Below are 17,300 nucleotides of genomic sequence, written 5' to 3'. Positions count from 1 at the left end.
CGGAATTGCTCTCATGTCCTCGCCCAAACACGCCAAAGTGCTGATTCTCGGTTCCGGCCCCGCTGGCTATTCCGCCGCCGTCTACGCGGCGCGGGCCAACCTGTCGCCGCTGCTCATCACCGGTCTCGCGCAGGGCGGCCAGCTGATGACGACCACCGACGTCGAAAACTGGCCCGGCGACCCGATGGGCGTCCAGGGTCCCGAACTGATGCAGCGCCTGCTGGAGCACGCCGAGCGCTTCAACACGGAAATCGTGTTCGACCACATCCATACGGCGAAGCTCAACGAGCGGCCGCTGCGCCTCATCGGCGATTCGGGCGAGTACACCTGCGATTCGCTGATCATCGCGACGGGCGCGTCGGCGCAGTATCTCGGCGTGCCGTCGGAAGAGCTGTTCATGGGCAAGGGCGTGTCCGCCTGCGCGACCTGCGACGGCTTCTTCTACAAGAACGGCGAAGTGGCCGTGATCGGCGGCGGCAATACGGCCGTCGAAGAAGCGCTCTATCTCGCGGGCATCGCGAAGAAGGTCACGGTCGTGCATCGCCGCGACAAGTTCCGCGCCGAGCCGATCCTGATCGACCGGCTGCTCGCGAAGGAAAAGGAAGGCATCGTCGAGATCAAGTGGAATCACGTGCTCGACGAAGTACAGGGCGACCAGTCCGGCGTCACCTCGCTGCGCGTCAAGCACACGCAGACGGGCGAAACCACCGACATCCCGCTGCAAGGCATCTTCGTCGCGATCGGCCACAAGCCGAACACCGATCTCTTCGCGAACCAGCTCGAGATGAAGAACGGCTACATCATCACGAAGGGCGGCGCGAGCGGCGACGCCACGTCGACGAGCATTCCCGGCGTGTTCGCCGCCGGCGACGTGCAGGACCACATCTATCGCCAGGCGATCACGAGCGCTGGCACGGGCTGCATGGCCGCGCTCGACGCGCAGCGCTATCTCGAAAGCATCGACGAAACGCCGACACCGCATTCGATGAGCCACGAGAAAGACCGCTGAAAGGCGCGCGTCGCGGGCGGCCGGTAAAATAGTGTCACCGCGCCGTCAGCACGTTGCGAACGAGCGCGAGTGACGGTCGACACACCGGCGCCTGCGCCCAGAGCGCACGAAAAGGCCGCGGATGTCTCCGCGGCCTTTTTTTATGGCCTTTCGCGTGGGACGCCTCGCGCGGACGCATCCGCAAGCACCGCTTCACCAACGCCTTCCAGTGCGATGCCCAAGAATCTGCCCCATCCGAACGAACCGAAGCCGCGGCGCACGCCCGCGGCGCGCCCGGCTGCGAGCGCCGGCGAGCCGCCCGCGACGCTCGCGGACGCAGCCGAATCGCTCAAGCGCGACGGCCTCGCCGGTCTCGCGAACCTGAAGAGCGCGCTCAAAGCCGACGCCGCGAAGCGCGAACTCGAGCGCGTGGCGGCGGCGCGCGCGCAACGCGAAGCGATCGCGGACGCCGACGTGTTCCGTCGCTCGATCGGCGAAGTCGAGCCGCTGAAGACGCCGCCGCGCCAGACGGTGACGCGCATTCCGCCGCCGCCCGTGCCGTTGCAGACGCGCCGAGACGAAGAAGCGGTCCTGCAGGAAGCGCTCTCCGACGAATACGATCCGGAAAGCCTCCTCGACATCGACGAGACGCTGTCGTACTGCCGCACCGGCGTGAGCCAGGAAGTCGTGAGGAAGTTGAGGCGCGGCGCGTGGATCGTGCAGGCGCAACTCGATTTGCACGGCATGCGCCGCGACGAGGCGCGCGAGGCGCTGGCGGAATTCATCCGCGAATCGGTCAAGCGCGGGTTGCGCTGTCTGCGCGTGATCCACGGCAAGGGGCTCGGTTCCATCGGCCGCGAGCCCGTCTTGAAGGGCAAGGTCCGCGCGTGGCTCGTGCAGAAGCAGGAAGTGATCGCGTTCTGTCAGGCGCGGCCGCACGACGGCGGCGCGGGCGCCGTGCTCGTGCTGTTGCAACCCGGCGGCGCGCCGCGTCATCGCGGACATCCGCTGGACCCGCACGAAACAGTCAGCCGCAAGGACCCGCGCAGTGCATCCTAGGCTCACGCTCGCCATCTCGCTGATGGAGGCGCTCGCGCTCCTCTCTTATGCGCTCTCCGGGCTGATCGAAGCGAGAAAGCGCCGGCTGGACGCCGTCGGCGCGTTTCTCGTCGCGCTCGCGACCGCGTTCGGCGGCGGCACGGTGCGCGACGTGCTGCTGTCGCGCCGGCCGTTCTACTGGGTCGAGCATCAGGACTACGTGCTCGTCATCTTCGTGATGGCGATCTTCGCGCCGATCCTGCTGCGCATGACGACGCGCCTGTTCGACGAACGCATGCTGCTCGTCGCCGACGCGATCGGCCTCGGTCTCTTCAGCATTTCCGGCACATCGGCCGCGCTCGACGCGCAAATGCCTGCCTTCACCGCGGTCATGATGGGCGTGATCACGGGCGTGTTCGGCGGCGTGATGCGCGACGTGCTCTGCAACGAGATTCCGCTGATTCTGCGCGACTCGCGGCCCTACGCGGTATGCGCGTTCGCGGGCTGCTGGCTGTACCTCGGGCTGGAACGCATCGAATTCGACACGATCTACGCGGTCCTCGTGTCGACGGCGTTCATCCTCGTCGCGCGGCTCGTCACCTTCAAGCTCGATATCCGGCTGCCGCACTAGCGCGATGCGGCCCACGAAGCGGTCCGCGAAGGCTTTCGGGGCCGCGATTTGCTACAATCGGCCGGTTCCCCTACCGATTCCCGCAGACTGAACATGAACATCGAGCAAGCGCGTTTCAACATGATCGAGCAACAGATTCGTCCCTGGGAAGTGCTGGACCAGGACGTCCTGAACCTGTTGTCGATCGTCAAGCGTGAGAACTTCGTGCCCACCGCGTATCGCAATCTCGCGTTCGCGGACCTCGAAATTCCGCTGCCGGGCGGCGAGCGCATGCTGTCGCCGAAGGTCGAGGCGCGCGTGCTGCAGGAACTGGCCATCACGAAGCACGAAACGGTGCTCGAAATCGGCGCGGGCTCGGGCTACATGGCGGCGCTCCTCGCCGCGCGCGGCCGCAGCGTGACCACCGTCGAAATCTCGCCGGAACTCGCCGCGTTCGCGGAACAGAATCTGGCGGCCAACGCGGTGTCGAACGCGCATGTCGTCACCGGCGACGGCGCGCTCGGCTGGGCAGGCGGCGCGCCCTTCGATGTCATCTGCGTGTCGGGCGGCCTGCCCGTCATGCCGCAGGAATTGCTGGAGCAACTGAAGGTCGGCGGGCGGATTGCGGCCTTCGTCGGCGACGCGCCCGTCATGAAAGCGCAGATCATCACGCGTGTCGACGAGAAGCAGTTCCGCGTCTCCGACATCTTCGAAACGCTCGTCGCGCCGCTCACGAACGCCGTGCAGCCGCCGCGCTTCAAGTTCTGATCATGCAGAATCTCTCCGTCACCGACCTCGCCGCCTGGCTCGCCGATTCGTCGCGCCCCGCGCCCGTTTTGCTCGACGTGCGCGAGCCGTGGGAACTCGAAACGGCGAAGCTGGCGAACATCGTCGCCATTCCGATGCGCGACATCCCCGCACGCAGCGAAGAACTCGACGACGAAGCGCAGATCGTCTGCATCTGCCATCACGGCGCACGCAGCGCGCAAGTCGGGATGTTCCTGGAATCGCGCGGATTCACGCAGGTGTTCAACCTGTATGGCGGCATCGATGCGTGGTCGCGTCAGGTCGATCCGGGCGTGCCGACGTACTAGGTTTTCCCGGCTCCAGAAGCAAAAAAGCCGCATGCGCCAGAAGCGCATGCGGCTTTTTTTCGTCCTGACGATTACACCACGTTCATCGCCAGCGCACTTTCGCGGTAATGCAGGCTCGCCTTCTCGGTATCGCCGAGCTGCTCATGCAGGCGCGCCAGCGCGCGATGCGTGCGAATCTTGAGCGGCTCGTTGTCGGCGAGCTTGAGCGCCGATTCGAGAAACGCCTGCGCCTTGCCCCACAACTGCTGATGCAGACACAGCCGGCCGAGCGTGAAGAGCAGGTCGGCGTCTTCGGTGCGCTCCTTCTGCCAGGCTTCCGCGCGCTGGATGAGCGGCAGCGCGTCGCCGCCCGACACGCAGTCGGGATAGCGACGCAAGAGCCGCGCGTCCCAGTTGTGCGCGAGCGCTTCCTCGACGATCTTGCGCGCTTCCTGCCGCCTGTCGAGCGCGATCAGCAGTTCGGCGGCGAGATCGGCGAGACGCGGCGACTGGCGTTCCGCGGGCGAAAGCGACTGCCACAGTTCCAGGAGCGCATCCGGATTGTGCCGCCGGTCGCGCAGCAGGTTTTCCGCCGCGACCTGCCGCAGACGCACGGCGACCGCCGGATGCAGCGCCTCGCGCTTCTCCAGCATCTTGACGAGCTTCAGCACCTCGCCCCAGTTCTTCAACTGCTGCTGCGCGCGCAGCGCGATCTGCTGCGCGTGCAGACGCCGGCCGCCCTGCGCCTGCATTTCGGTCAACGCGACGAGCGCGCCGTCCGCGTCGCGGCCGTCGGCGCGCATGTCGGCGGTCGCCATCAGGCGCGCGTCCTGCCATTCCGCGCCGGTAATCTGGCCGAGCCACGCGTCGCGGCGCGCGTACTCGTGCATCCGGTGCGCCGCGTTCGCGCCCCCGAGACCGGCGGCGCCCTTGTTGTCGTCGACGCTGAGGGCGTCGCGCGCCGCCTTCTCCGCCTTCGAGAAGCGGCCCGCGTACAGATGGCCGATCGCATCGCGCAGCGACGCGTTCGCCTTCGCGAGCTTGCTGCGCGCGCGATAGGCCGCGACGCGCCGCGGCATCTTCCAGACGGTGCGCGCCGCGCGGATCAGCCCGTAGAGCACGATGAACAGCACGACGAGCGCGACCGCGAAGAGATTGAGCGAAATATCGACGCGATACGGCGGCAACACGATGAGCACCTGCCCGCCGTTGAACCCGCCGACTGTCGCGACGACGACCGCGACCGCGAACAAAAGCGCCAGCCAGATGAGTCCACGAATCGTCATCATCCGCCTCGCTTGAACTGGTGGACCGCGGCCAGGCTTTCGTTCAGGTTCGGCACGGCGACCGCGAGCGACGCCTGATCGACCTGTTTCACGAGATCGCGCACGGACGCGACCTTCTTCGACGACGGATCGAAGTAGCGGCCGAGCGCGGCATCGGCGGCGCGCAGGTCGGACTTGAGCGTCGGTTCGCTGCGCGAGAGCAGCGACAGACGCGCCGACAACAGCCGCAGCTTCACGTTCTCACGCACGAAATAGCCCTGGTCGGGCGAGGTCAGCATCGCGTCGGCGTTGTCGATGCGGCGCACCGACACGAGGCTCGACAACTGCTGTCCGATGCCGCTCACGAACTGCTGCCAGAGCACCTTCCAGCGCGGCTGGCCGGTCGCCGCCGCAATCGACGCGCTGTCGCCGGGCGCGGCCGCCTTCGCGCTCGCGCGCTCGATCGGCGCTTCGCCCGCGAGCGGCAGGTTGTCGACCTGGCTGATCGCGGTGTCGAGCTTGATGGCAAGGCCGGTGAGATCGGTGCTGGGCGTGGCGTTGAGCTTGTCGATGTCCTGCGCGATGGCCTTCCTGATCGCGACGATCTGCGGTCCGGTCGCGGCGGCGAGACGCGTGTCGGCGCTTTGCAGCGCGAAGAGCGCGAGCTGGACGTTGCCCGTCAGTTGCAACTGCTGGCTCGCGCTCGACAGGATCTGCTCGACTTCGGCGATGGTCCAGTCGTCGCGGTTGCTCGCGAGATCCTGGTATTGCTGCTGCAGCGCCTGGCTGTGTGCTTCGGCGTCGTTCAACTTGCCCTGCAACTGGATGATCTGCGTGTTGAGCGCGCCCGTGGAACTCGCGGCCTGGTCGGCTTTCGCGCGCAGGTCGGCGGTTTGAGCGTCGTTGGCCTGCAGGCGCTGGGCGATCTGCTGGTCGGTGCGATCGAACTTGCGGTTCAGCAGGAAGCCGCCGCCGCCCGCCGCCACCGCGAGAATCACGATGACGAGCCACAGCAGCGCCGTTCCCGCGCTGCTTTTCTTCGGCTGCGCCTCGTAGGGCGTGAACGGCGTGTTCGGCGGCAGGGGCTGCGTCAAGGTCGGCTGAGGTGAAGCTTTCTTGGAATCGTTCGAATCAGTCATGCGTGATTGAGCCGGTTGGTGGGCCGGCGCTCTGGCCGGTTTGGAATCCGTCGGCGTGGATTCCGCATTGGAGGTCTTCGTCTGCCCTTGTGTCGCGCGCGGCGTTGCGCTGGCCGGTGCTTCGGCGTCGCGTCCGGCCTCGCTGGCGAATACCGTCCTGAGCGACTCGGCGATGCGCTCGTCGCCGGCGCCGGACACCGTAATCCTATCAAAACCCGCCTGCCGCGCGGCTTCGGCGATGCGCGGATGCGGGCTCACGAGCGGCGCGCGCTTCAGTCGCGCGGTTTCGTCGGGGCTCAGGTGCTCGCGCGCGAGTTCGTCGAGATTGCGCACGCCTTCGGAACTCGTCAGCAGCCACGCGTGCGGCTCGTCGGCGAGCAGCGCGTGAATGCGCTCCCACTTCTGCATCGACGGTTCGGGCACGATGCGCCGGTATGCTGCGACTTTCTCGACCGTCGCGCCCGCTTCTGTCATGCGTTCGGCAAGCCATTCGCGCCCGCCGTCGCCGCGCACGATCAGGACGCGCTTGCCTTCCAGGCCGTTCGCGCCGAACTGCGTTTCGATGGCGGCATACAGCGCTTCGGAATCGAAACGCGGATCCGCCGCTTCCGCCGACGGGCTGATCACGCGATGCGCCGGCGCCGCGACGCCCTGACGCGCGAGCGCCGCGACGCTGCCCGGCCCGACGACCGCCACCGGCACGTCCGCCGGCCACGGGGCGGCGAGCTTGCCGAACGCGTGATCGACTGCATTCGGCGACACGAACACGACCAGCGCGTATTTCTGCGGCCCGTAGAGTTCGTCGAGGGCCGCGCGCAGCGGCGCCTCGTCGGCGACGGGCGCGATGTCGATCAGCGGAAACTCGAGCGTGTCGAAGCCCGCGTCGGCCAACAGCGCGAGGAGTGTGGCGGACTGGCCGATCGGCCGGGTGACGACGATGGTGACGCGTCGTGCGCTCGTCATCAGGCGGCAGGCGTCGCGGCGGGCGGCACGCGGGCGCCGCTTGCCGTGGAAAGCGCGCGCACGATGTCCATTGCCCCTTGGGCTTCGAGATCGGCGGAAACGCGGCGGCCGAGTTCCAGCGCGCCGGCGACGTCCGGCGCGCTCGCCGTGTCCTCGGCGGTGAGCACGCGCGTGCCGTCGGGCGTCGCGACGCAGCCGCGCAGATGGAGCGCGCCGTCGCGCCAGGTCGCGTAGGCGGCGAGCGGCACCTCGCAGCTGCCGCCGAGCGCGCGCGACACCATGCGCTCCGCTTCCACGGCGGCCGCCGTCTCCGGATGATGCAGCGGCGCGAGCCACGCGGCGAGTTCGGCGCGATCGGCGCGAATCTCGATGCCGAGCGCGCCCTGCCCGGCCGCGGGCAGACTTTCGTCGGGGTTCAGCAGCACGCGGATGCGCGACTCCAGCCCGAGCCGCTTGAGACCGGCCGCCGCCAGAATGATCGCCGCGTAGTCGCCGCGATCGAGCTTGGCGAGCCGCGTGTCGAGATTGCCGCGCAGCGGCCGCACGTCGAGATGGGGAAAGCGCATGCGCAGCATCGCTTCACGGCGCAGGCTGGAGGTCCCGACGATGCTGCCTTGAGGCAATTCGCCAAGCGAGCCGTAGTGCGACGAGACGAACGCATCGCGCGGGTCCTCGCGTTCCAAGATCGTCGAAAGCGCGAAGCCTTCGGGCAGTTCCATCGGCACGTCCTTGAGCGAATGCACCGCGAGATCGGCGCGGCCGTCCGCGAGCGCGGCTTCCAGCTCCTTGACGAACAGGCCCTTGCCGCCGACCTTCGACAGCGTGCGATCGAGAATCTGGTCGCCACGCGTCGTCATTCCTAAAATTTTTACGTCGCAAGATGGATATAATTTGTGCAGCGCACACCGCACGTGCTCCGCTTGCCACATCGCGAGCCGGCTCTCCCTCGAAGCGATCACAAGGCTTTTGGGTGGTGTCGTGGAATGCGTCTCGGAATTCATTGATGCTCGGTGAAATGACGGGATGGATAACAAACAATGGTAGCACGCACGCCAGGGTCCATTTACAGACGGACAACCCGCCCGAGCCTTGTGCCAGGCACGTGCGCGGGCGTCGTGGGAGGAGACGAGGGACCAGAGAGTCCCGGCCAAGCAAGGCCGTAGCCAATCCCTTTTCACGCACGACCGACGAAGGTAGCAGTGACTTCGTCGCCCTCTGTACATGGGTCCTGGCTTCCAAGAGGAACCCATCGTGACGTCTTCCGGATCGGCGCGCCGCGCGCGCCGCAATGCTGCTTTGCCCGACGCGCCCGCCGTGCCGTCGCCGTCATCCACCGTCGTTACGCGCGCCGCCACCGCGGGCAAGTCGTCGAAAGCGGCCGTTGCCGTGAAGAGCAAGCCGTCCTCGAAAGCGGCGCCCAGGCCGAACGGCGCATCCGTCGAGCGCGCGGAGCCCGCCGCGAAGCGCGCGTCGGGCCGCGCCCGCGACGACAAGGACCGCCCGCTCTTCGAAGACATCCGCTTTCTCGGCCGCCTGCTCGGCGAAGTGCTGCGCGAGCAGGAAGGCGACGCGGTGTACGACGTCGTCGAGGCGATTCGTCAGACGGCCGTGAAATTCCGCCGCGAGGACGACCGCGACGCGTCCCAAACGCTCGAAAAGCGCCTGAAGCAGCTCACGCCCGCGCAGACCGTGAGCGTCGTGCGCGCATTCAGCTACTTCTCGCATCTCGCGAACATCGCCGAGGACCGGCATCACAACCGCCGCCGCCGCATCCACGCGCTCGCCGGCTCGGCGCCGCAGCCCGGCACGATCGCCTACGCCATCGAGCAGATGCAGGCGAAATCGAAGAATTCGGAAACGAAGGCGCTGCTGCAAAAATTCTTCGACGACGCCCTGATCGTCCCCGTCCTGACCGCGCATCCGACCGAAGTGCAGCGCAAAAGCATTCTCGACGCGCAGCACGACATCGCGCGCCTGCTCGCCGAGCGCGACCTGGAACTGACCGAGCGCGAGCGCGCGCACAACGAGTCGCTCCTGCGCGCGCGCGTGACGTCGCTCTGGCAGACGCGCATGCTGCGCGACTCGCGCCTGACCGTCGGCGACGAAATCGAGAACGCGCTCTCGTACTACCGCGCGACCTTCCTCGCGGAAATCCCCGCGCTCTACGCCGACATCGAAGCCGCGCTCGCCGAACACGGCCTGCCCGCGCGCCTGCCGCCGTTTTTCCAGATGGGAAGCTGGATCGGCGGCGACCGCGACGGCAATCCGAACGTCACCGGGCCGACGCTTGAAACCGCCATCACGCGGCAGGCGACGGTGATCTTCGAACATTATCTGGAGCAGGTGCACAAGCTCGGCGCGGAACTGTCGGTGTCGAACCTGCTCGCCGGTTCGAGCGACGCGCTGAAAGCGCTCGCCGACGCCTCGCCCGACCAGTCGCCGCATCGCACGGACGAACCGTACCGGCGCGCGCTGATCGGCATCTACACGCGGCTCGCGGCGAGCGCGCGCGTGCGGCTCGGCGAAGGCGTCGTGTCGGTGCGCAGCGCGGGCCGCGGCGCCGCGCCCGTGCGCGCGACGCCCTACGCCGACGCCGCCGAGTTCGCACGCGATCTGCACGTGCTGATCGATTCGCTCGGGGAGCATCACGGCGCATCGCTCGCGACGCAATGTCTCGCGCCCCTCGCCCGCGCCGCCGAAGTGTTCGGCTTCCATCTCGCGAGCATCGACTTGCGGCAGAGTTCGGACATCCACGAAGCGGTGATCGCGGAGCTGTTCGCGCGCGCGGGCGTCGAGGCGGATTACGCCGCGCTTTCCGAAGAAGACAAGCGCACGCTGCTGCTGAAGGAGCTGGCGCAGCCGCGGCCGCTGCGTCTGCCATATGCGCCCTATTCCGAACTTGCGAAGAGCGAACTCGGCGTGCTGGAAATGGCGCGCGTGACCCGCGAGAAATTCGGCGAGCGCGCCGTGCGCAACTACATCATCTCGCACACGGAAACCGTCAGCGATTTGCTCGAAGTGATGCTGCTGCAAAAGGAAACGGGCGTGCTGCAAGGGCGCCTTGGCAGCGACGACGACCCCGCGCGCGGCGGCCTCATGGTGATTCCGCTCTTCGAAACCATCGCCGACTTGCGCAACGCACCCGTCATCATGGGCGAACTGTTCGCGCTGCCGGGCGTCGATGCGCTCGTCGAGAATCAGGGCGGCGAGCAGGAAGTGATGCTCGGCTACTCGGACAGCAACAAGGACGGCGGCTTTCTCACGTCGAACTGGGAGCTGTATCGCGCGGAACTGGCACTCGTCGCGCTGTTCAAGGAGCGCGGCACGACCTTACGCCTCTTCCACGGGCGCGGCGGCACGGTCGGACGCGGCGGCGGCCCGACCTATCAGGCGATCCTGTCGCAGCCGCCCGGCACCGTCGACGGGCAGATCCGCCTCACCGAACAGGGCGAGGTGATCGCGAGCAAGTTCGGCAATCCGGAGATCGGGCGGCGCAATCTGGAGACGGTCGTCGCGGCCACACTCGAAGCCACGCTCCTGCCGCACGAGAACTCGCCCGCGCAACTGCCGCTCTTCGAAACGACGATGCAGACGCTGTCGGATGCCGCGATGGCGTCGTATCGCGCGCTCGTCTACGAGACGCCCGGCTTCACCGACTACTTCTTTTCGTCGACGCCGATCGCGGAAATCGCGGAACTGAACATCGGCAGCCGGCCCGCTTCGCGCAAGCTCCAGGACCCGAAACAGCGCAAGATCGAAGATCTGCGGGCGATTCCGTGGGGCTTCTCGTGGGGACAATGCCGGCTGCTTCTGACCGGCTGGTACGGGTTCGGCGGCGCGGTCGCGCAGTATCTCGACAGCGCGGGCAGCGACGCCGAGCGCGCGAAACGCCTCGCCACGCTCAAGAAGATGCACAAGAGCTGGCCGTTCTTTGCGAACCTGTTGTCGAACATGGACATGGTGCTGGCGAAGACGGATCTCGCGGTGGCGTCGCGCTACGCGCAACTCGTCGCGGACAAGAAGCTGCGCAAGCAGGTGTTCGAGCGGATCGTCGCGGAATGGGCGCGCACGTCGGACGCGCTCGCGGAAATCACGGGCAAGGGCGAGCGTCTCGCCGACAACCCGCTGCTCGCGCGTTCGATCAAGAACCGCTTCCCGTATCTCGATCCGCTCAATCACCTGCAAGTGGAACTGCTCAAGCGCCACCGCTCGGGTGATCAGAACGAGCGTCTGCGGCGCGGCATTCATCTGACCATCAACGGTATCGCGGCGGGCCTGCGCAATACCGGCTGACGGACGGCGGCGGCCGCGTGGTTCGCGCGGCCGCCGCTTTTTTCAACTCGCTTCGATCATCATCGCGTCGAGTTCGAACGAGCCGTCTGCCTGCACGGCGAAGTACTTGCGCACCTCGTCCGGCGCGTTATTCCACATCGATTTGATCGCCACGACGCGTTCCGCGGGCGTGCGCATGCGCGTGACCCACGCAGCGAATTCGAGCGGCAGGCGCCAGCGGCTCGTCACCTTCGCGGCGAAACCTGCCGCTTCGAAGAGCGCAGTCCATTCGTCGGCACGATAGTCGCGGATATGCGACGCGTCGCGCAGCAATTCGATCGCCTGAATGTGCGTGTCGAGAAGCGGATGATCGGCGCCCGCGATATCGACGAACACCACGCGGCCGCCCGGTTTCAGCACCCGCCGCACTTCGCGAAGCGCCGCCGGCACGTCGTGCCAGTGATGCGCGCTCATCCGCGAGAGCACCCAGCAAAACGACGCATCCGCGAACGGCAGCTTTTCCGCCGGCCCCTGCTGCGTGCGGACGTTGTTAAGCCCGCGCTCGGCCGCGGCGCCGGCGACGGTCGCGAGCATCGGCTCGGCGATGTCGTAGGCCACCACCGATTTCACGTGCGGCGCCACCGCGAAGCTCACGTGTCCCGCGCCGCAGCCGAGATCGAGGACCTCGGCCTGCGGCGTCGCAGAGACCTGGCGCGCCAGTTCCTTGAGGTCGGCGCCCGTCGCGTGGACGGCGCTCGTCAAATAGGCGGCGGCGGTGCTGCCGAAGGCGTCGGCGACCTGGTCATGGTGTTTCATCGATTGCTCCGTGGGGTTGAGTTCGGGTTGTCGGTGGAGTCCGTGCCGCTACAATAGAGCCCGCTCTGTACCGGTACAAGTCAAGCGATTATTCCGGTATCTAAACTACCCGCCCGGATTCACCAACGTTTCATGACCACCCTGTCCACGCAAAAGCACGACACCGACGTCACGCCCGCGCGGGCGCTCGGCGATTTCATCCGCGCGCATCGCGAACGGCTCTCGCCGCTCGCGGTCGGCCTGCCGCCCGGCCCGCGCCGCCGCACGCCGGGCCTGCGCCGCGAGGAAGTCGCGCAACTTTGCGGCGTGAGTCCCACCTGGTACACGTGGATCGAGCAGGGACGCCCGGTTTCCGCCTCCGCCGACGCGCTCGCGCGCATTGCCGTCGCGCTGCAGCTCTCGCGCGCCGAGCGCGCGTATCTGTTCGAACTCGCCGGCGAGCGCGATCCCGCCGAGCCCGATCCGGCCGCGCAGGACGCGCCCGCCGCGCTCTTGCAAACGGTGTCGCTGATCGGCGCGCCCGCTTATGTGCTCGATCGCCAGTGGAATGCGCTGCGCTGGAATCCGCAGGCGTCGGACCTGTTCGTCGGCTGGCTCGACGGGACGCACGACCGCAATCTGCTGACGTATATGTTCACGACGCCGCAGGCGCTGGAACTGGTGGTCGACTGGGAAACGCGCGCGCGGCGGCTCGTCGCGGAGTTTCGCGCGGATTCGATCCGCCATCTGAACGACGCGCCGACGCGCGCGCTGATCGACGGCCTCACCGCCGCGAGCGACGCGTTCGCGCGCTTCTGGGCGTCGCAGGACGTGGGCGAGCGCGAAGGCGGCGAGCGCGCGTTCGATCATCCGGTACGCGGACGGCTGATCTTCGACCAGATTACGTTCAAGCCCGCGCATCGCGAGGATCTGAAGCTCGTGATTCTGGTCGGCGGCGCGTAACGCGCTGGGCAAAAGCGGCGCCAAAAAAATGCCCGGCCGAGGCCGGCCGGGCGAACCGTTCTCCCCGGATGCGCCGGCGAGAACGGGGACACGCAATGAGCCATGCCCGCGCTCTCGTCGCAGGACGCTCTCGTTTCTTGTTTCCCCGACGGTCTCCCGCTCTTTTTCCCCGCTATGTCAAAAGCCTTACGCGGCGCAGAACCGATCGGATGCACACACAGCGCGAAAAAATCGGTTCTGGGCGCGGGGGTTCGTTCTGTAAGATGGCCGGGCCGCTTTCCCGAACGGACCCACGAGCGTCACGATGCCGACAGCCCTTCCCCGCGATCCGACGCCCGACACGCTCGTCGAACTGCTCGACCGCGTTGCGACCGAAGACGCCGCTGCACTGCGTGCGCTCTACGACCTCACGTCGTCGAAACTGTTTGGGCTCGCGCTTCGTATATTGGTGAAGCGCGAGTGGGCCGAAGAGGTCCTGCAGGACGCGTTCGTCAACATCTGGCGCTATGCGGGCGACTACCGCGCGGGACTCTCCGCGCCGATGACCTGGATGGCGGCAATCGTGCGAAACCGCGCGCTCGACTTCCTGCGTCGGCAGAAGGCGAGTGGCGCGGCCGCGGAAACGCAGTGGAGCGAAGCGTTGGACGACATCCTGCCCGGCAACGAGGCCGATCCGTCGGAAGAAACGCTCCTGAGCCAGGAAGCCCGGCGGCTCAGGATCTGCATGGAGCAACTCGAAGCGAGCCAGCGCCAGGCGGTCGCGCTCGCCTATCTGCGTGACCAGAGCCACAGCGAAGTGGCGAATGCGATGCAGGTCCCGCTCGGCACCGTGAAATCGTGGATCCGGCGCGGTCTCGACAAGCTCAAAGCTTGCCTGGGAGGTCTGTGATGGATCTGAACAGACATCCCGACCTCGTCGACCGGCTCGCCGCCGAATATGCGCTTGGCGTGATGCGCGGCCCGTCGCGGCGGCGCTTCGAAGCCATTTCCCAACAAGATCCGGCGATCCGCGTCGCCATCGAAACCTGGCGGGCGCGGGTTCAGGCGCTCGGCGAACTCGCGCCGCACGAAAAACCTTCGGCCGCCGTGTGGGACGCGATCGAGCGGCGGCTCAATCTCGGCGGCGCGCGCCGCCCGGCGGCCGCCGCGCTGCCGCAACGCGCGCCGCCGCGCTGGTTCGAGAGCCTGTCGTTCTGGCGCGGCTGGTCGATCGCGGCGACCGCCGTGGCGGCGATCGCGCTCGTCGTCGCGCTGCGGCAACTGACGCCGGTTCCGGCGCCCGTGCCCGCGCCGCAGGTCGCCGAGGAGCCGCACGTCGGCTACGTCGTCGCGCTCGCGGACAAGGAATCGCGCACGACGATGCTCGTCACCTGGGACGACCGCAGCTCCGAGATGACCGTGCGCCGGATGAGCGGCGTCACCGATCCCGCCGGGAAGTCGATGCAGCTCTGGGGCCTGCCGAAGGAAGGTCATCCGGTGTCGCTCGGCGTGCTGCCGCCGGGCGGAACGGCGCGCTTCAAGGCGGCGTCGGTGAACACGTTCCCGGCGCTCGCGGTGTCGGTCGAGCCGCCGGGCGGATCGCCGAACCCGAATGCGCCGACCGGACCCGTCATCTACACCGGCAAGGTGGTTCCGGCCGCCTGACGCCATGCTTCGCGGCGTGCGCCGGGCCGGCGCACGCCGCGTAATGGGAAAGCGCCGATGTTAAAATCGCGGATTCCCCGGCTTCGCGCCGCCTGCTGCCGCTCTTTCCCCGAATTCACATCACCATGACGTCCCAACTGCACAAAAAAGGCGAAGCCTGGTCGGCTCGCTTCTCCGAGCCGATGTCGGAACTCGTCAAACGCTATACGTCGTCGGTGTTCTTCGACAAACGGCTCGCGCTCGTCGACATCGAAGGATCGCTCGCGCATGCGTCGATGCTCGCCGCGCAGAAGATCATCGGCGCGGACGATCTGGCAGCGATTCAGCAAGGCATGGCGCAGATCAAGGGCGAAATCGAGCGCGGCGAGTTCGAGTGGAAGCTCGATCTCGAAGACGTGCATCTGAACATCGAGGCGCGCCTCACGGCGCTGATCGGCGATGCCGGCAAGCGCCTGCACACGGGCCGCTCGCGCAACGACCAGGTCGCGACCGACATCCGCCTGTGGCTGCGCGGCGAAATCGACCGCATCGGCGGATTGTTGAAGGATTTGCGTCTCGCGCTGGTCGATCTCGCCGACCAGCACGCCGGCACGATCATGCCCGGCTTCACGCACTTGCAGGTCGCGCAGCCGGTCACGTTCGGGCACCACCTGCTCGCTTACGTCGAAATGTTCGGCCGCGACAGCGAACGCATGCGCGACTGCCGCGCGCGCGTGAACCGGCTGCCGCTCGGCGCGGCGGCGCTCGCGGGAACGAGCTATCCGATCGACCGTCACGCGGTGGCGAAAACGCTCGGCTTCGACGGTATCTGCGCGAATTCGCTCGACGCGGTGTCGGATCGCGATTTCGCGATCGAATTCACGGCGGCGGCTGCGCTCGTGATGACGCACGTCTCGCGCTTCTCGGAAGAACTCGTGCTGTGGATGAGCCCGCGCGTCGGTTTCATCGACCTGGCGGACCGCTTTTGCACGGGCTCGTCGATCATGCCGCAGAAGAAGAATCCGGACGTGCCCGAACTCGCGCGCGGCAAGACCGGACGCGTGAACGGGCACCTGATGGCGCTGCTCACGCTGATGAAGGGCCAGCCGCTAGCGTACAACAAGGACAATCAGGAAGACAAGGAACCGCTCTTCGACACGGTCGATACGGTCGCCGACACGCTGCGCATCTTCGCGGAAATGGCGGCGGGCATCACCGTGAAGCCGGACGCGATGCGCGCGGCGGCGCTCCAGGGTTTTTCGACGGCGACCGATCTCGCGGATTATCTGGTGAAGCGCGGCCTGCCGTTTCGCGACGCGCACGAGGCCGTCGCGCATGCGGTGCGGATCTGCGTTGATCGCGGGTGCGATCTCGCGGACTTGTCGCTCGACGAGATGCGCGCGGAATTGCCGAAGGTCGCGCATCTGCTCGGCGACGATGTGTTCGAATACCTGACGCTGGAAGGGTCGGTCGCGAGCCGCAATCATCCGGGCGGAACGGCACCGGAGCAGGTTCGCGCGGCGGTGAAGGCGGCGCGGGCGGCGTTGGATTAAGCAACGACGCACGCGAACGGCGCCTGGAACGTAGCCAAAAGCGCTACGTTCGTAGCCGACCTTGCTACGTTTTTGCGCCGGCTGAGACTAATGATCATCCGCCCCAAGCTCCACTGGTTCCGTCTGCTCTTCGTCTGGCGCGACTCCGTCCTTCCGCAGTTGTTGCCGCGGCTCCTGCTGGTTCTCGTGCTGTCGATCGTCGCGATCTTCCTGCACGATCACATGCGCAATTATCCCGTCGGTCTCGGCACGCCGCCGTTCGCGCTCGTCGGCATCGCGCTCGCGGTATTCCTCGGCTTTCGCAACAGCGCCAGCTACGAGCGCTGGTGGGAAGGCCGCAGGCTCTGGGGCACGCTCGCGATCAGCGCGCGCTCGCTGACGCGTCAGGCGCTGACGCTGCCGAGCCCGCGCCATGCCGCGCACACGCGCGAATTCATCGCCGCGCTCGGCGGCTTCGCTCACGCGCTGCGTCATCAACTGCGCGGCACCGATGCCCGCGACGACCTCGCGCCGCGCCTGCCGCCCGATCTTCATGCGCGCGTGATGGCCGCGCAGTTTCGCCCCGCGACGATCCTGCTCTGGCACGGCGAATGGGTCGCGGCGCGCGCGCGAAGGCGCCATCGACGGCTATGCGTTGCTCGCGTTCGAGCACAACCTGAATGCGCTGTCGGAAGTGATTGGCGGATGCGAGCGCCTCGCGACCACGCCGCTGCCCTTCTCCTATTCGGTGATGATCCACCGGACGGTCTATCTCTTTTGCGCGCTGTTGCCGTTCGGTCTCGTCGATGGCGCGGGTCTGCTCACGCCGCTCTTCGCGCTCCTGCTCGCCTATGCGTTCATGGCGCTCGAAGCCATCGCCGCGCAGATCGAGGACCCGTTCGGGCTGGAAGAGAATGATCTCGCGCTGAATTCGATGTGCGAGGCGCTGGAGATCGGCCTGCACGACATGGCCGCCGATCCCGCGTTCGAACGCGCGCCCAAGCCGCCTTCGCGCGCGAGCGACTATCTTCTCGATTGA

At 67.2% G+C, this 17,300-nt stretch carries 14 protein-coding genes and 1 pseudogene; 11 read left to right on the top strand and 4 right to left on the bottom strand.

Features of this window, described 5'->3' with window-relative positions:
- Positions 1–13 precede the first annotated feature (13 nt).
- From trxB to QCE48_RS03430, 5 genes are all read left to right on the top strand, one after another.
- On the top strand, positions 14–1,009 hold the full coding sequence (gene trxB / locus QCE48_RS03450) for a thioredoxin-disulfide reductase (protein WP_309786095.1): 996 nt from the start codon (positions 14–16) through the stop codon (positions 1,007–1,009).
- Positions 1,010–1,222: 213 nt separating this feature from the next.
- Entirely contained in the window at positions 1,223–2,047 is an 825-nt protein-coding gene (locus QCE48_RS03445) for a Smr/MutS family protein (protein ID WP_309786096.1), read from the top strand.
- A complete protein-coding gene (locus tag QCE48_RS03440; protein WP_309786097.1) occupies positions 2,037–2,657 on the top strand; it encodes a trimeric intracellular cation channel family protein in 621 nt (206 codons plus the stop codon). The genes QCE48_RS03445 and QCE48_RS03440 overlap by 11 nt, the downstream gene beginning before the upstream one ends.
- Positions 2,658–2,750: 93 nt before the next feature.
- On the top strand, positions 2,751–3,404 hold the full coding sequence (locus QCE48_RS03435; RefSeq protein ID WP_309786098.1) for a protein-L-isoaspartate O-methyltransferase: 654 nt from the start codon (positions 2,751–2,753) through the stop codon (positions 3,402–3,404).
- Between the two features lie 2 nt (positions 3,405–3,406).
- Complete coding sequence (locus tag QCE48_RS03430) at positions 3,407–3,730, top strand: rhodanese-like domain-containing protein (protein ID WP_309786099.1); 324 nt, start codon at positions 3,407–3,409, stop codon at positions 3,728–3,730.
- 71 nt (positions 3,731–3,801) lie between these two features.
- Here the strand turns inward: QCE48_RS03430 and QCE48_RS03425 are convergent, their stop codons facing one another.
- Genes QCE48_RS03425 through hemC form a run of 3 tightly spaced genes read right to left on the bottom strand, consistent with a single transcriptional unit; the run spans position 3,802 to position 8,077 of the window.
- A complete protein-coding gene (locus tag QCE48_RS03425) occupies positions 3,802–4,995 on the bottom strand; it encodes a heme biosynthesis protein HemY (protein WP_309794079.1) in 1,194 nt (397 codons plus the stop codon).
- The gene (gene hemDX / locus QCE48_RS03420) at positions 4,995–7,076 is read right to left on the bottom strand and encodes a fused uroporphyrinogen-III synthase HemD/membrane protein HemX (protein ID WP_309786100.1); all 2,082 of its coding nucleotides are present in this window, start codon (positions 7,074–7,076) and stop codon (positions 4,995–4,997) included. The genes QCE48_RS03425 and hemDX overlap by 1 nt, the downstream gene beginning before the upstream one ends.
- Positions 7,076–8,077, bottom strand: a complete 1,002-nt coding sequence (gene hemC, locus QCE48_RS03415) for a hydroxymethylbilane synthase (RefSeq protein ID WP_309786101.1) — start codon at positions 8,075–8,077, stop codon at positions 7,076–7,078. Before hemC ends, hemDX begins: the two co-directional genes overlap by 1 nt.
- A 250-nt stretch (positions 8,078–8,327) precedes the next feature.
- Between hemC and ppc the strand changes: the two genes are divergently transcribed.
- Positions 8,328–11,369, top strand: coding sequence for a phosphoenolpyruvate carboxylase (ppc, locus tag QCE48_RS03410; RefSeq protein ID WP_309786102.1), 3,042 nt, complete (start codon positions 8,328–8,330; stop codon positions 11,367–11,369).
- A 42-nt stretch (positions 11,370–11,411) separates the two neighbouring features.
- Here ppc and QCE48_RS03405 read toward each other — a convergent pair whose 3' ends face one another.
- Positions 11,412–12,164, bottom strand: coding sequence for a class I SAM-dependent methyltransferase (locus QCE48_RS03405; protein WP_309786104.1), 753 nt, complete (start codon positions 12,162–12,164; stop codon positions 11,412–11,414).
- Between the two features lie 132 nt (positions 12,165–12,296).
- On the opposite strand from QCE48_RS03405, the gene QCE48_RS03400 reads away from it, so the two are divergent.
- The 5 genes and pseudogenes from QCE48_RS03400 to QCE48_RS03380 all read left to right on the top strand — a co-directional run bounded on the left by QCE48_RS03400 (position 12,297) and on the right by QCE48_RS03380 (position 17,300).
- Positions 12,297–13,106 (top strand): helix-turn-helix transcriptional regulator, encoded by an 810-nt coding sequence (locus QCE48_RS03400; RefSeq protein ID WP_309786105.1) that lies wholly within the window; start codon positions 12,297–12,299, stop codon positions 13,104–13,106.
- Between the two features lie 304 nt (positions 13,107–13,410).
- Positions 13,411–13,995: a sigma-70 family RNA polymerase sigma factor gene (locus QCE48_RS03395; RefSeq protein WP_309786106.1), complete on the top strand. Its 585-nt coding sequence runs from the start codon at positions 13,411–13,413 to the stop codon at positions 13,993–13,995.
- Complete coding sequence (locus QCE48_RS03390) at positions 13,995–14,750, top strand: anti-sigma factor domain-containing protein (RefSeq protein ID WP_309786107.1); 756 nt, start codon at positions 13,995–13,997, stop codon at positions 14,748–14,750. Before QCE48_RS03395 ends, QCE48_RS03390 begins: the two co-directional genes overlap by 1 nt.
- Positions 14,751–14,875: 125 nt before the next feature.
- Positions 14,876–16,282, top strand: coding sequence for an argininosuccinate lyase (gene argH / locus QCE48_RS03385; protein WP_309786108.1), 1,407 nt, complete (start codon positions 14,876–14,878; stop codon positions 16,280–16,282).
- A 90-nt stretch (positions 16,283–16,372) separates the two neighbouring features.
- A pseudogene (locus QCE48_RS03380) lies at positions 16,373–17,300 on the top strand (bestrophin family protein).

This window comes from Caballeronia sp. LZ024, assembly GCF_031451455.1.
Lineage (GTDB): Bacteria > Pseudomonadota > Gammaproteobacteria > Burkholderiales > Burkholderiaceae > Caballeronia > Caballeronia telluris.
Note: the sequence above shows the minus strand (reverse complement) of the source record. Positions and strands in the feature narration are given on the sequence as shown.

What these genes read in the sequence shown, in the direction of transcription:
- trxB (WP_309786095.1), top strand. Translation starts at nt 14, where the DNA reads ATGTCCTCGCCCAAACACGCCAAAGTGCTGATTCTCGGTTCCGGCCCC.
- QCE48_RS03445 (WP_309786096.1), top strand. Translation starts at nt 1,223, where the DNA reads ATGCCCAAGAATCTGCCCCATCCGAACGAACCGAAGCCGCGGCGCACG.
- QCE48_RS03435 (WP_309786098.1), top strand. Translation starts at nt 2,751, where the DNA reads ATGAACATCGAGCAAGCGCGTTTCAACATGATCGAGCAACAGATTCGT.
- QCE48_RS03430 (WP_309786099.1), top strand. Translation starts at nt 3,407, where the DNA reads ATGCAGAATCTCTCCGTCACCGACCTCGCCGCCTGGCTCGCCGATTCG.
- QCE48_RS03425 (WP_309794079.1), bottom strand. Translation starts at nt 4,995, where the DNA reads ATGACGATTCGTGGACTCATCTGGCTGGCGCTTTTGTTCGCGGTCGCG.
- hemDX (WP_309786100.1), bottom strand. Translation starts at nt 7,076, where the DNA reads ATGACGAGCGCACGACGCGTCACCATCGTCGTCACCCGGCCGATCGGC.
- hemC (WP_309786101.1), bottom strand. Translation starts at nt 8,077, where the DNA reads ATGAATTCCGAGACGCATTCCACGACACCACCCAAAAGCCTTGTGATC.
- QCE48_RS03405 (WP_309786104.1), bottom strand. Translation starts at nt 12,164, where the DNA reads ATGAAACACCATGACCAGGTCGCCGACGCCTTCGGCAGCACCGCCGCC.
- QCE48_RS03400 (WP_309786105.1), top strand. Translation starts at nt 12,297, where the DNA reads ATGACCACCCTGTCCACGCAAAAGCACGACACCGACGTCACGCCCGCG.
- QCE48_RS03395 (WP_309786106.1), top strand. Translation starts at nt 13,411, where the DNA reads ATGCCGACAGCCCTTCCCCGCGATCCGACGCCCGACACGCTCGTCGAA.
- QCE48_RS03390 (WP_309786107.1), top strand. Translation starts at nt 13,995, where the DNA reads ATGGATCTGAACAGACATCCCGACCTCGTCGACCGGCTCGCCGCCGAA.
- argH (WP_309786108.1), top strand. Translation starts at nt 14,876, where the DNA reads ATGACGTCCCAACTGCACAAAAAAGGCGAAGCCTGGTCGGCTCGCTTC.